Source organism: Bacillota bacterium, from assembly GCA_036504675.1.
GTDB lineage: Bacteria > Bacillota > Sulfobacillia > JAJYWN01 > JAJZPE01 > DASXUT01.
The window spans coordinates 1-13,169 of sequence record DASXUT010000171.1; the positions used below are offsets into that span (position 1 = coordinate 1).

General features: G+C 63.6%; 13 protein-coding genes. 12 read left to right on the forward strand and 1 reads right to left on the reverse strand.

Annotated elements, in window-relative coordinates; translation table 11 throughout:
- The 12 genes from VGL40_13370 to VGL40_13425 all read left to right on the forward strand — a co-directional run.
- The coding region (locus tag VGL40_13370) for a BsuPI-related putative proteinase inhibitor (protein HEY3316252.1) at positions 1 to 334 on the forward strand (334 nt) is incomplete at its 5' end.
- A gap of 291 nt (positions 335 to 625) precedes the next feature.
- Positions 626 to 1,060: a hypothetical protein gene (locus tag VGL40_13375; GenBank protein HEY3316253.1), complete on the forward strand. Its 435-nt coding sequence runs from the start codon at positions 626 to 628 to the stop codon at positions 1,058 to 1,060.
- Positions 1,061 to 1,624: 564 nt separating this feature from the next.
- Positions 1,625 to 2,452, forward strand: a complete 828-nt coding sequence (locus tag VGL40_13380; protein ID HEY3316254.1) for a DUF6754 domain-containing protein — start codon at positions 1,625 to 1,627, stop codon at positions 2,450 to 2,452.
- 58 nt (positions 2,453 to 2,510) lie between these two features.
- Complete coding sequence (locus tag VGL40_13385; GenBank protein ID HEY3316255.1) at positions 2,511 to 3,167, forward strand: hypothetical protein; 657 nt, start codon at positions 2,511 to 2,513, stop codon at positions 3,165 to 3,167.
- Between the two features lie 27 nt (positions 3,168 to 3,194).
- On the forward strand, positions 3,195 to 4,016 hold the full coding sequence (locus VGL40_13390) for a hypothetical protein (protein HEY3316256.1): 822 nt from the start codon (positions 3,195 to 3,197) through the stop codon (positions 4,014 to 4,016).
- A 55-nt stretch (positions 4,017 to 4,071) separates the two neighbouring features.
- Positions 4,072 to 4,701, forward strand: a complete 630-nt coding sequence (locus VGL40_13395) for a hypothetical protein (GenBank protein ID HEY3316257.1) — start codon at positions 4,072 to 4,074, stop codon at positions 4,699 to 4,701.
- 262 nt (positions 4,702 to 4,963) lie between these two features.
- Positions 4,964 to 6,883 carry a glutamate mutase L gene (locus VGL40_13400; protein HEY3316258.1) on the forward strand — a complete coding sequence of 640 codons (1,920 nt, stop codon included), beginning with the start codon at positions 4,964 to 4,966 and terminating at the stop codon, positions 6,881 to 6,883.
- On the forward strand, positions 6,852 to 8,219 hold the full coding sequence (locus tag VGL40_13405) for a hypothetical protein (GenBank protein ID HEY3316259.1): 1,368 nt from the start codon (positions 6,852 to 6,854) through the stop codon (positions 8,217 to 8,219). Before VGL40_13400 ends, VGL40_13405 begins: the two co-directional genes overlap by 32 nt.
- 78 nt (positions 8,220 to 8,297) lie before the next feature.
- The gene (locus tag VGL40_13410; GenBank protein HEY3316260.1) at positions 8,298 to 8,612 is read left to right on the forward strand and encodes a hypothetical protein; all 315 of its coding nucleotides are present in this window, start codon (positions 8,298 to 8,300) and stop codon (positions 8,610 to 8,612) included.
- A gap of 25 nt (positions 8,613 to 8,637) precedes the next feature.
- The gene (locus tag VGL40_13415) at positions 8,638 to 9,096 is read left to right on the forward strand and encodes a hypothetical protein (protein HEY3316261.1); all 459 of its coding nucleotides are present in this window, start codon (positions 8,638 to 8,640) and stop codon (positions 9,094 to 9,096) included.
- A gap of 120 nt (positions 9,097 to 9,216) precedes the next feature.
- Positions 9,217 to 11,085 (forward strand): glutamate mutase L, encoded by a 1,869-nt coding sequence (locus tag VGL40_13420; GenBank protein ID HEY3316262.1) that lies wholly within the window; start codon positions 9,217 to 9,219, stop codon positions 11,083 to 11,085.
- 17 nt (positions 11,086 to 11,102) lie between these two features.
- Positions 11,103 to 12,224 carry a hypothetical protein gene (locus VGL40_13425; GenBank protein HEY3316263.1) on the forward strand — a complete coding sequence of 374 codons (1,122 nt, stop codon included), beginning with the start codon at positions 11,103 to 11,105 and terminating at the stop codon, positions 12,222 to 12,224.
- Between the two features lie 190 nt (positions 12,225 to 12,414).
- Here VGL40_13425 and VGL40_13430 read toward each other — a convergent pair whose 3' ends face one another.
- Positions 12,415 to 13,089, reverse strand: a complete 675-nt coding sequence (locus tag VGL40_13430; protein ID HEY3316264.1) for a hypothetical protein — start codon at positions 13,087 to 13,089, stop codon at positions 12,415 to 12,417.
- Positions 13,090 to 13,169: the final 80 nt, after the last annotated feature.

Genomic DNA, 13,169 nt, shown 5'->3' on the forward strand with positions numbered 1-13,169 from the left:
CCTGACGGTTCAGAACGATGGGCCTTCCGCCCAGACCCTTGCGTTTCAGACCACCCTGAAAGCCGACTTCACCGCCGAGCGGGCCAACCGGGTGGTCTGGCAGTGGTCGCGCGACCGCGACGTGCAGTTGAGTCCGTCGGACCTGACCCTCGCGCCCGGCCAGAAGACCACCTTCAGAGCCTCGTGGGACGGGCGCGACGACGCCGGACGCGACCTGCCGGCGGGAGACTACGTCGTCAAGGGAGTCTTTCTGGGCCAGTGGTCGAAGACCTCGCTGCCGCTGGTGGCCGAGGCGACCATCGAAGTCAAGCGGCCCAAATCTTCCATAACGTGAAAAGGTTCTGAATCGGCAGGTTTTTTGAGGAGGCCCCCAGAATTGTAAAGACCCCTTGGGAAAGGAGGTTCTGACGTGCCACAAGACGGTCCAGGACGGCCACCCGGCAAGACTCCATCGCGAGGCCAGAGACCGACCACTGCCGGTCGGTCGCCCGCCGGCCGCCGCGGCCGGGCCCCGGGGGACCGGCCGTTCCGCCCCGTTCCAGGGGGCGGGGTCAGGGCGCCGGCCACCGCGTCAGCCCCCGAGCCGGCCACGCCACGGCCGCCCGAGGCTGAGGAAGAGACCCTCTTGCGCTGGTCCGTCCACCTGGCCCGCCAGTACCCGCGAAGGTCCCTCTGGACCGCCGTGGGCATCGCCGCCACCGCCGTCCTTTTCCTGGTCGGCGGCCTCGGAGCTTGGTGGGCGGTCGTGGCCGTCGTGATCATCACCGCCTCCATCTCGGCCTGGGTTTTTCCCATTTCCTACGAGCTCACGACCCGTCGGGTGAAGATGGGCAACCTCCTCTTCCGTGAAGACAAGTCGTGGTTGCGCTTCAATGATTACGCCGTCCATCCCGATTCGGTCCAGCTCCTGTTCGACCAGCGGTCCCTGCGGGGCAGGGTCTTGAAAGGGCTCTTGCTCTACTTCGGCCCGGAAAACCGGGGGGAAGTCCTGCGGATCGTCCGGGAGAACGTGGTCACCGCGGAGCAGCTGGCCGAACTCATCGAGGAGGAGGACGACTAGAGAGGACGACTAGAAAGGAAGGGAACAGGGCCGGGGGGGAGCCCAAGACCCGACCCTTTTTCGCCCAGACCCCGGAGCCGAAGCAGGAGTCCGGCCTCCAACGGCGAATAGACCGAAAGCAAAGAACATACAGGCAAGACTGTTTACGAGCAAAGCGCCAATAGTCAGGCACAAAACCCACTCCCGGCCGCAGGAACCCCACATAGTTAGGGCTGAGTTCGTTAGATGCTCGACCGACGAATAAGGACTAACTTGGGGTACCGCCCGTTTCACTGCGAGGGGGCAGTCACTCACCCAAGGTAGTCGACCTTGGGTGATTTCTGTTCACCGGGAATAAGACCAGCCACCACGGTTCAACCGTCGGACATATCGCCGGAATTGGCTAATAGACTCTAAGCGTGGTATCCAGGCCCGACCGGCAGGAAGGACCAACCGGCGGGGACCCACGCGGGGAGAATCCCTTTCGCCGGGGTCGTGGCGACCGTCCCTTCAAAGCCGCGAAGGACACGCCCGCCCCCGGCGAATGAGCAGCTATTTGGAAAGCGGAGAGGAGGTGAAAACTGAATGCTTTTGGCCGCTGAAGCCGCGAAAGAAGCCCCGTTCCTCGGAGTCTTCTCCAAGGGCATGTTCTCGCAGTTCGTCCTCTTGTTGATCTTCCTGGGGATCGTCTGGTTCCTCGTCACCAGGGCGCGGGCCGGCATGAAGATCCCGGAGATCCGCAAGATCAATGGTCTCGAGGCCCTTGACGAGGCCATCGGTCGGGCGACGGAAATGGGCCGTCCGGTCCACTTCACCCCGGGCCTCGGGGGAATGAACAACCAGCAACAGCAGTGCTTCGCCGCCTTTGGGTTCCTGAGCTACGTGGCCAAGTTGTGCGCCAAGTATGACACCCGGCTGATCCAGACCAACGCCGACTACGTCATCCTGGCGATCAACGAGGAAATCGTCAAGCAGGCCTACCTCGAGGCCGGGCGCCCGGACGCCTACAACCCGGACGACATCCAGTTCATGTCGGACCAGCAGTTCGCCTACGCCAGCAACGTCATGAACATGTTCCAAAAGGAGAAGCCGGCCGCCAACATCATGATCGGCGCTTTTTGGGCCGAGTCACTGTTGTTCGCGGAGACCGCCTCCTTCGTCGGCGCCATCCAGATTGCCGGTACCGCTCAGCAGTCACAGCTCCCGTTCTTCATCACCGCTTGCGACTACACCCTGATCGGCGAGGAGATCTACGCCGCCTCGGCTTATCTATCCAAGGAGCCCGTCATGTACGGCTCCCTGGTCGGCCAGGACTGGGCCAAGATCTTCATCTTCGCCCTGATCATCGCGGGGACGGTCATCGCCAACTTGGGGGTCAAGACCAATTGGCTGACCACGATCCTCAAGATGTAGGTCGCTCGGACGGTCGTTTGTGAAAGCTGAAAATCTACCGGCAAAGGAGGTGCGCTAGTTGCGTAAGGAACTGCCGATGATCGTGACCATCCTCAGTGCCCTGTCCCTGATCTTCTCCCAGTACTTCTTCTCCGGCAAGCAGCTGGGGTTGACCGACGTCCTCGACAAGTGGTACGTCATCTCAGTGTCGTTCGCCATCCTCCTCGGCGTGATCAACCTGACCAGGGTCCACGTCAACCACATCCGTCGGCGGAGAGAGGGCTGGTGGAACAGCATCGCCCTGCTGATCTGCATGTACGGGTACAGCGCCCTGGCGATCCAGCAGACCGTTGACGGGCCGCAGGCGGTGTGGATCTACAATAACGTCATCACCCCCGGCGACTCGACGATGTTCGCCCTGATCGCCTTCTTCATCGCCTCAGCCGCCTATCGGGCCTTCCGGGTGCGGACCAAGGAAGCCACGGTCCTCCTGATCGCCGCCGTCCTCGTCCTCCTTGGGCGGGCCCCGATCGGCGACGCCTTTGTCAAGGGCTGGGGCTCGGGTTTTTGGAGATTCCCCAGCTGGGGTGAGGCGGCCGATTGGGTGATGAACGTCCCCAACACCGGTGGGTTCCGAGCCATCATCATTGGCGCGGCCATCGGCGCTTTCGCCGTCGCCTTCCGGATCCTGCTCGGGCTTGAGCGCGCCCACCTCGGAGGAACCGGGGCCAAGTAATCGCGTTCGGGAAGGAGGTGTGAGCTCATGGAACGACTGCAATCCATTGACCGACGGTGGATCTACTTACTACTGGCCCTGGTCGTCGTAATCGCCCTTCTCAATCCGATCGGTCTCCCGGTTAAGGTGGGCAACACGACCAGGACGATGTTTGAGGCGGTCGACGCTCTACCGCCTGGGTCGGTGATCTGGATCGGCATGGACTTCAACGTCAGCAGCAAGGCTGAGCAGTTCCCGATGGTCAGCGTGCTGCTGGACCACGCCTTCCAGAAGAACTTGAAAGTCGTTGGCTTCGCCATGTGGCCTAACGGGGGCCAGATCTTCAAGCAACTGGTCGAGCCCGTGGCGAAAAAGTACAAGAAGGTTGAAGGGACGGACTTCCTGAACATCGGCTACAAGCCGGGTAACGGGGTAGCTCTCCGGGCCATGGTCACCGATGTCAACAACGGGGCGGCCGGAGTCGACCATAACGGCAAGCCGATTACCAGCTCGCCTCTGGGACAGCAGGTCAAGCGGTTGACCGCCCAGTACGTCAACTTCGTGGTCGACATCGCCGCCGGTGACCCCGGCACCGTCGACTACCTGAACTTCGTGGCTACCCCGGAGAAGATCCCGATGGCCACGGCGGTGGTCAACGTCTCGGTTCCCCAGGAGATGCCTTACGTCCAGTCAGGTCAGTACAAGGGTCTGATGGGCGGACTCCGCGGGGCGGCCGAGTACGAGATCCTGGCCAAGGCCGTGGGCAAGGCGGCCGCCGGTATGGACTCGCAATCCCTGGCGGCGGTGCTGATCACCCTGTTCATCGTCGTTGGTAACGTCGGTTACCTCGCGACCCGCGGTAAGAAGTGACACGGGGTTGAAAGAGCCCGTTCTCCTTATGACCTAAGGAGGAGGTGAAACCGTTTTGGCTAACATCCTGAATCCGGCCAACCTGACCGGAGCCATCGTCACCTTGGCCGTGCTGACCTTCCTGATCAAGGACAACCCCGTGTTCGACCTCTTCCAGCACATCTTCGTGGGGTTGTACTTTGCCTATTCCGTCGGCCTGACCTACCATTCCTACATCAAGCCGACCATCGCCGACGACATCCTCAAGAAGGGATTCTACAGCTATATCATTCCGATCATCCTCGGGTTGATGGTCTACTTCATGTTCATCCCTTCACTGAGCTGGATCGCCCGTTACCCGATGTCGTTCTGGGTGGGGTACGGCGTCGGCCTGACCCTTGGCTTCCAGCCGGCCGCGTTGTTCCCGCAGATCACGTCGACGTTCATCAAGTTCTGGGGGCTTAAGACGATCGGGCGGGACATCAACGCTATCCTCTTGTTCGTATGTGTGGTCACGGCCCTGGCCTACTTCTTCTTCACCGTCCGCAAGGAACGTACGGCTGTGGGGTATACGGCCGAGCTCGGCCGCTGGGTGATTATGATCGCCCTCGGCGCGGCCTTCGGCAACACGGTCCTGTACCGCGTGACCCTCTTCGTCGGCCGGATGCAGTTCCTGATGGGGGACTGGTTACACATCCTCAAGTGACGGACTAGCTCGGCGGGGTTGACCCGCGAGCGTCGCGGAGAGGAAAAGCCCACTCGCACCGGGTGGGCTTTTCCTCCCCCATCTTCATTCCGGTCACCAAACATACAGAGGTCAGATATGAACACCCTCGTCGTCCACGATTCGCAATACGGCAACACCGAGAAAGTGGTCCGGCTCATGGGCGGCGGCGCCGGCCGCGCGCCTTGCGCCGAGCCCCGCGAGGCCAGGCTAGCGCCATCGGAGTCTCCGAAGGAGGTATCAGATGTCCGGGGATGGCAGGGCTATCGAGTCCATCTTGGCCACGGACGTTGGTAGCACAACGACTAAGGCGATCCTAATCGAAAAAAAGGGCGACGAATATCGCCTTGTGACCCGTGGCGAGATGCCGACCACGGTCGAAGCCCCGTGGGAGAACGTGATGATCGGGGTGCGCAAGGCCATCCGCCGCGTTGAAGAGCTAACTCAAAGACCTTTGCTTGATGAAACAGGGCACCTGATCCGTCCCCGGCAGGGCGACAAGGGTGTCGATTATTACGTTTCGACCAGCAGTGCCGGTGGCGGTCTGCAGATGATGGTCGCCGGCCTGGTCTCCAGCATCAGCGCATCCAGCGCCCACCGGGCCGCGCTGGGGGCCGGGGCGGTCGTCCTCGACGTCGTCGCCGTGGACGACGGCCGGTCCACCTCCGAACAGATCACCCGGATCACCGAGTTGCGTCCAGATATCATCCTGATGTCCGGCGGGGTCGACGGCGGCTCGGTGGCCTACATCGCCGCCATCGCCGAGACCATCGTCCAGGCCAGCCCGCAACCACGTTTCGGGGCCACCTACAAGCTTCCTCTGGTCTATGCGGGCAACAAGGACGCCCAGGACATGGTCCAGTCCATCGCCGAGAAAGAGCTGGACGTCCACATCGTCGAGAATCTCCGGCCGCGGCATGACCTGGAGAACCTCGGGCCGGCCCGCGAGGCCATCCATGACCTGTTCATGAACCACGTCATGGCCCAAGCTCCCGGCTACGGGGAACTGATGAAGTGGGTCGATGTGACGATCATGCCGACCCCCGGCGCCGTCGGCAGCATCATCATGGTCATGGCCAAGCAGTACCAGGCGAACATCGTCGGGGTCGACATCGGCGGGGCCACGACCGATGTCTTCTCCGACTTTGACGGGACCTTCACCCGCACCGTCAGCGCCAACCTGGGGATGAGCTACAGCGTCTGCAACGTCCTCGAGGAGGCGGGGTTCGAGAACATCCGGCGGTGGATCCCCTTCGAGGTCGACGAGGAAGGCCTGTCCGACTGGATCTCCAACAAGATGGTCCGGCCGACGGCCATCCCCCAGACCCTCGACAAGCTCATCGTCGAGCAGGCCATCGCCCGTGAGGCCCTGAGGCTGTCCTTCATCCACCACAAGAGCCTGGCTCGGAAGGTCGAGACCGAGGAAATCTCGGCCGGGTGGCGGACCCAGTCGAAGTGGACGAAGGCCTTCGGCGAAGAGGTCATCGACCTGATGAAGCTGCACATACTGGTCGGGTCGGGCGGGGTCCTGTCCCACGCCCCGCGGCGCGAGCAGGCCACCCTGATGCTGATCGATTCCTTCCTCCCGGAAGGCGTGACCCAGCTGGCGGTGGACTCTATCTTCATGATGCCGCACCTGGGCGTGCTGGCCTCGACCCATCCGGAAGTGGCCGCCGAGGTCTTCGACAAGGACTGCCTGGTCCGCCTGGGGACCTGCGTGGCCCCGGTGGGGAAGGCCCGTGACGGGCAGGTCATCGGGACCATCAAGGTCGCCATGCCCGACGGATGCTGCGTCGAGGAGAAGATGGTCTTCGGCGAGATGAAGCGGATCCCCCTACCGGTCGGCGCCAAGGCCAAGGCGGAGATCCAGCCGCAGGGCGGGTTCGACCTGGGGGAGGGCAAGGGCAAGAGGATCGAGGCCACCCTCGACGGCGGCCTGGTCGGCGTCGTCATCGACGGCCGCGGCCGGCCCCTCGAACTCCCCCAGAATGACCGCGAGCGGGTGGCCAAACTGACCAGGTGGATCGAAGCCCTGAACGTCTATCCGACCGAGTTCATCCAGCGGTACCAGGCCGAGAGCCCGGTTCGGGCGAAGGCCGCGGCGGCCGGCGGCGAGAAGGGGGGCGACCGGGGTGGCCTCTTCGGCAGACTCGGGCGCCGGTAACCCCAACGCCCGCTATCCCGTGACCATCGTCCGCAAGCACCGGAAGCTCCCGTTGCCCGGTGAGGTCCTGGCCAAGGTGGGCGACCCGGTCGATCCCGAGACCATCGTCGCCAAGATCAGCCTCAAGCCCGGCATCCCCTGGGTCATCCCGGTGGCCCGCCTGCTCGGCATCGAGACCTGCGTCCTGCCCACGGCCATGTTGAGGAAGGTCGGCGAGCGGGTCAAGATGAAGGAAGTCATCGCCCGGGCTGAGCGTGGCATATACGGGCGCAAGGAGTATGAGGCCCCGACCGACGGGGTGATCGAAGACATCTCGGAGAAGTCCGGCCGAGTGGTCATCCGGGAGGAGTTTGGGAAGGAGGAACCCCCGGTCAGCTTCGACGCCGCCTACGAGCTCCAGTGCAAGCCGCGCGACCTGCCCAAGTTCATGCTGAAGAAGATCGGTGACGAGGTCAAGCGCGGGCAGTTCGTCGCCAAGAAGGGCGAGGCCCAGGCCTTCTTCACCAAGACGGCCAGGACCCCTATCTCCGGGATCATCTCCGAGGTCAATGACCAGACCGGCTACGTGACCATCTCCCGCCCCTTCAAGGAGGTCGTCGTCAAGGGCTACTTCCGGGGGACGGTCAGAGAGGTCATCCCGGCGCGCGGGGTCGTCGTCGAGGCGGCGGCCGTCCGGTTGACGGGCATCTTCGGGGTCGGCCGGGAGACCCACGGCGACCTCAAGGGGCTCTGCGGTTCGCCCGACGAAACCCTGACCGAGACGATGATCACCCCTGAGTGCGAGGGGAAGATCGTCATCGGCGGCGCCTTCGCCACCAACGAGGCCCTCAAGAAGGCGGTCGACCTGGGGGTCAAAGGGGTCATTACCGGGACCGCCAATTACCTCAACATCGTCAAGTCGCTCGGGGTCAAGCTCGGCGTGGGGATCACCGGTCAGGAGGATATCCCGACCACGGTCATCCTGATGGAGGGCTTCGGCCGGCTCGGCATGCACGAGGAAGCCTGGAACGTCCTGAAGAACCTCGAGGGCCGGCACGCCTCGATCAACGGGGCTACCCAGATCCGGGCCGGGGCCATCCGCCCCGAGGTCATCGTCCCTTTCCCCGACTGGACCGGCGAGGTCATCGCGGCCAAGGTCGTCGACGAGGACCTCTGTCTCGGGCAGTTGGTCAGGGTGATCAACGCCCCCTATTTCGGCCGACTCGGCCGGATCACGGCCATCCCCCGTGAATCGCGGGTGGTCGAGACCGAGGCCAAGGTCCCCGTGGTCGAGCTGGAGCTGGAGGCCTGCCGGGAGAAGGTGATCGTCCCGCGGGCCAACGTCGAGGTCTTCTGAGTCTGGGCGCCCGGCGCCGACTAGGCCCCTCGCCCCGGTGAGATGCTTACCCAAAGGCATCGAACAGGGGGCGCGGAGATGAATGAGAAGGACGGCGACCAACGGGTCATCGAGGACGCGGCCAGGCTGATTCAGCGTCTCGGGTTGATCACCCCGGCCGTGCTCTACGGGGAGGCCTTCAAACCGTTATCGTGGCTCGGTTCCCAGTGGGTCCACTTTCTGGGACCGATGGCCGCGCCGGTCTTCGGTCTCGACCGGGTCGAGGCTTACGGTCACCTCCTCGAAGACCGGGGCAACGTGGAACGACTGCTCGCCCGGCTCGAGGCGCTGGCCGCCGAGGAGGACGCGACCGGCCGGCGGCAGGCTCCAAAGCAGGTACCGAAACAGGAATGACAGAGTCCACCGGAGAGGTGATAGGATGAGGCCGGATAGATCGGTACCCGGCCCGCTGACGCCGGTCTTGGAGATCACGCCGGAACGGCGGGACGAGATCATCGAATGGGCCGCGCAACAGATTCACAAGCGCGGTCTGACCACGGCGGCCGTCTTTTTCATCGAGATGAACCGCCCCATCACCTACGTGGGCAGCCAGGCGGTGCACTTCTTCGCCCCATTCGTCAACACCATCTTCGACAACCGGTTGGCCACTGAGATTGGCCACCTGATGTCCGAGCGCAAGAACATCGACCGGCTGATCAACCGCCTCGAAGACCTCATTCACGAGGACGATGTGGCGGCCCTGAAGGCCAAGAAGAAGGCCCGCGCGGAGGCCCGCGGCCGGGCTCAAGGCGGTCCGGAGGCCGCCCGCGGCCCGGTCGAGCCCGCAAGCCCCGGCGGTATCCGGGGCGCAATCGGCCGGCTTTTCCGCCGGAAGTAACCTGACAGCCCAGCGCAGCTGGGCTTTCAGTCTATAGTCAAGGGCTATTACGTCACCTTCACCGGATTCGTGGTGGATCCGTGGGTGCCCCGCATGGTTTACATAAAGAGGAGGAGGGCCATGTCCGAGCACACCCAGGGGGCCAAGTTCCAACTCGGCCGGGAGATCAACTCGGTCCTGGCGACCGATTGTGGAAGCACGACGACCAAGGCCATCCTCATCGACAAGGTCGACGGGGAGTACCGCCTGATCGTCCGTGGCGAGGCCCCGACCACCGTGGAGAAGCCCTTCGAAGATGTCACCGCCGGAGCCAGGAACGCCATCCGGGAAGTCGAGGAGCTGACCGGCCGTCGCCTCCTTGATGACAAAGGGGTCATCACTCCCCGCCAGAAAGACGGTTCCGGCGTTGACCTCTACCTGTCGACCTCCAGCGCCGGCGGCGGTCTGCAGATGATGGTCGCCGGGGTGGTCAAGATCATGACCGCCGAGAGCGCCCAGCGGGCGGCCCTGGGGGCGGGGGCCATCGTCATGGACGTCATTTCCATCGACGATGGCCGGCTGCCCTACCAGAGGATCCAACGGATTAGGCACCTCCGGCCGGATATGATCCTTCTCTCCGGCGGGATCGACGGCGGGACGATCACCCACGTCGCCCAGATCGCCGAGCTGATCTCGGCGGCCGAGCCCAAGCCGCGCCTGGGGATCGGCTTCAAGCTCCCGGTGATCTACGCGGGGAATAAGGACGCCCGCGGCTACGTGACCAAGATCCTCGGGGCCAAGACCGACCTGCGGATGGTCGACAACCTTCGGCCGGTCCTCGAGAAGGAGGTCCTCGGCCCGGCCCGCGAGGAGATTCACCGGCTCTTCATGGAGCACGTGATGGCCCAGGCCCCGGGTTACGACAAGCTGATGAAGTGGACCCCGGTGCCGATCATGCCCACCCCCGGGGCGGTCGGGCTGGGGATGCAGAACGCGGCCAAGGAACACAAGATCACCGTGGTCGGGGTGGACATCGGCGGGGCGACCACCGACGTCTTCTCCGTCTTTGGCGAGGACTACGAGTTGTTCAACCGGACCGTCTCGGCGAACCTCGGGATGAGCTATTCCATCTGCAACGTCCTCCTCGAGGCCGGCGTGCCCAACATCATGCGCTGGGTGCCCTTCGACATCAGCGAGGCGGACCTCAGGAACCGCATCCGGAACAAGATGATCAGGCCGACGACCATCCCCCAGACCCTCGACGAGCTCATCATCGAGCAGGCCATCTCCCGCGAGGCCCTGCGCCTGGCCTTCATCCATCACAAGAGCCTGGCGGTGGGCCTACGCGGCATCCAGCAGATCCGCGACATCGGGTCGGCCCTCGACCAGACGGGCACCGGCCAGTCCCTGATCGACCTGATGAAGCTGGGCATGCTCATCGGCTCGGGGGGCGTCCTGTCCCACGCCCCGCGCCGGGTCCAGGCCGCCCTGATGCTCCTCGACGCCTTCCAGCCAGAAGGCCTCACTCAGCTGGCGGTGGACTCCATCTTCATGATGCCACAGCTCGGCGTCCTCTCCACGGTCCACCCGCAGGCCGCCGCGCAGGTCTTTGGCCGCGATTGCCTGGTCCGTCTGGGGACGGCCATCGCCCCGGTCGGGCCGGGTCGCGAGGGTGAGCCGGCGCTGACGGTCAAGGTCCGCCTCCCGGACGGCCGGACGATCACCGAGGAGGTCGCCTACGGGCAGATCACGGCCATCCCCCTGGAGGAGGGCAGGCCGGCCGAGGTGGAGGTCCACCCGGGTCGCTCCTTCGACGTCGGGGCCGGGCGCGGTCGGAGCCTGTCCCAGAACCTGCTCGGCGGGGTGGTCGGGCTGATTATCGACGCCCGCGGGCGCCAGCCCTTTGGCCTTCCGGGCGACCCGGGCCTTCGGAAGCGGAAGCTCCTCGAGTGGATCGACCGCCTCGACGTCTATCCCCGGGAGATCCTGGCCCGGTACCGCCAGAAGTAGGGGGGAGGGGAGAAACCATGGCCCACGCCTACACTCCAGGGTTGAAGGTCACTGAACAGACCGTCGTTCAGAAGGTCCGTCGCCTCCCGCTCCTCGGCGAGGTCCTGGTCAAGGTCGGCGATCTGGTCGAGCCCGAGGACGTGGTGGCCAAGACCGACCTTCCGGGTAACCCCGTCTCGGTCAACGTCGCCCACGACCTGGCCATCGAGCCGGAGGACGTCCCGGCGCGGATGCTCAAGAAGGTCGGTGACAAGCTTCAGAGGGGCGAGGTCATCGCCAAGTCGGCGTCATTCTTCGGTCTCTCCAAGCGGGAATTGAAGTCGCCCATCGACGGCACGGTCGAACTCATCTCCGGGGTGACCGGGCAGGTGACCCTCCGCGAGCCGCCCATCCCGGTGCAGGTGAGGGCCTACATCAAGGGCAAGGTGGTCGAGGTCCTCCCCCGCGAGGGGGTGGTGGTCGAGGCCGCTGGGGCCTTCATCCAGGGGATCTTCGGCGTCGGCGGCGAGACCCGGGGCCAGATCAAGCTGCTCGGCAAGTCTCCGACCGACGTCCTCGACGCGTCGGCGGTGACCCCCGAGCACCGGGGAAAGATCATCGTCGGCGGTTCGCTGGTCACCGGCCCAGCTCTGAAGCGAGCCATCGAGGTCGGGGTGGCCGGGGTCGTCGCCGGTGGGATCATCGACTCCGACCTCGTCTCCCTGCTCGGCTACGACATCGGGGTGGCCATCACCGGTCACGAGGACATCCCCATCACCGTCATCGTCAGCGAGGGCTTCGGCCAGATCAAGATGGCCGACAAGACCTTCAAGCTGTTCCAGGCCTTGGACGGGGAGACGGCCTCGATCAACGGGGCGACCCAGATCCGCGCCGGCGTGATGCGGCCGGAGCTCATCGCCCCCGGGCACAAGCCGGTCGGCCGGGTGGCCGCCGACGAGGTCCAAAAGGGGTTGGTCCCCGGGACCCTCGTCCGGGTCATCCGCGAGCCCTATTTCGGGCTCCTGGCCCGGGTCGTCGACTTGCCGCCCGAGCTCCAGCTGATCGAGACCGAGGCCAAGGTGAGGATCCTCCGCTGCCGCCTGGAGGACGGGCGGGTGGTCACCGTCCCCCGGGCCAACGTGGAGATCATCGAGGGATGACGAAGAGGGCCGCGTCGGCTGAGACGCGACCCTCTTCTCTGCAGTGGCGACAAACCGTTTGACTGACTGCTCACCGGGGAGGGGCCACGCTCATTGGCCCGGCAGGTGGTCTGGACCCGGGAGTGGAACCGGTTAGCCAGGGACCAGCCCTTCTAGAGACGACAATGTTGAGACCACGCATCTGCTGCAACTAAACAATAAGGCGTTTCTCTGACGGGGTCAGTACGTCCAGGACCGCATCCCTATTTGCGTGGAACATAGAAGCAAACTGGGGAGCCTTAATCAGTAGCAAGTAACCGTTCATTGCTCGGATTGAGCGTACTAGTTCCTTGACAACTGTATCGAGGGCCTGAGGATCAAAGGCCGGATATTCCTTGAGTGCCTCCGCAAAAGTACAATACGGTTTGCCGGCAGAATGTACATAATTGCATAAATTCGTATAGCCTTGGCGAAGCAAGGAAAGACGTGTTGCGAGCTCAGGATCAGTTCTTGCTAACGCCTTGGCTGTATCAAACAAATCCGGGGTACTCTGAATTGCATTGGGATCTTTACCACCGTTAGCCACAACAAACCTCACGAAGTTCTCTATAGCACTACGATGCATGGCAGCGCATGCCTTGTAGTAACCTTGGACCAATAGTGGAAGAATCTGAATGAGGTCCGACACAGACTCATTCAGCCAGACTCGGTATCCCTCTTTCTTGCCCCTACTGAGTTCTATTTGCCAACAGATAAGGGCATAGATCCTTTTGTGCACACCCTTAAGAGAGTCAACCAACTCCTTCTTTGAGAGCAGACCAGAAACCGAGTAAGCGTTAAGATAATCCACAAAATCATTGAAAGAAACCTCAACTGCGCTGGTCATTTCCTTACATGTCCTCCGACCCACTTAGCCGCTTTATGACGTCGGCCCATCCAACCATATAATCAACTGAGTCCGACATC

Bases quoted from the DNA above. Each gene is read 5' to 3' on its own strand.
- VGL40_13380 (HEY3316254.1), top strand. From the start codon at position 1,625: ATGCTTTTGGCCGCTGAAGCCGCGAAAGAAGCCCCGTTCCTCGGAGTC.
- VGL40_13390 (HEY3316256.1), top strand. From the start codon at position 3,195: ATGGAACGACTGCAATCCATTGACCGACGGTGGATCTACTTACTACTG.
- VGL40_13400 (HEY3316258.1), top strand. From the start codon at position 4,964: ATGTCCGGGGATGGCAGGGCTATCGAGTCCATCTTGGCCACGGACGTT.
- VGL40_13410 (HEY3316260.1), top strand. From the start codon at position 8,298: ATGAATGAGAAGGACGGCGACCAACGGGTCATCGAGGACGCGGCCAGG.
- VGL40_13415 (HEY3316261.1), top strand. From the start codon at position 8,638: ATGAGGCCGGATAGATCGGTACCCGGCCCGCTGACGCCGGTCTTGGAG.
- VGL40_13420 (HEY3316262.1), top strand. From the start codon at position 9,217: ATGTCCGAGCACACCCAGGGGGCCAAGTTCCAACTCGGCCGGGAGATC.
- VGL40_13425 (HEY3316263.1), top strand. From the start codon at position 11,103: ATGGCCCACGCCTACACTCCAGGGTTGAAGGTCACTGAACAGACCGTC.
- VGL40_13430 (HEY3316264.1), bottom strand. From the start codon at position 13,089: ATGACCAGCGCAGTTGAGGTTTCTTTCAATGATTTTGTGGATTATCTT.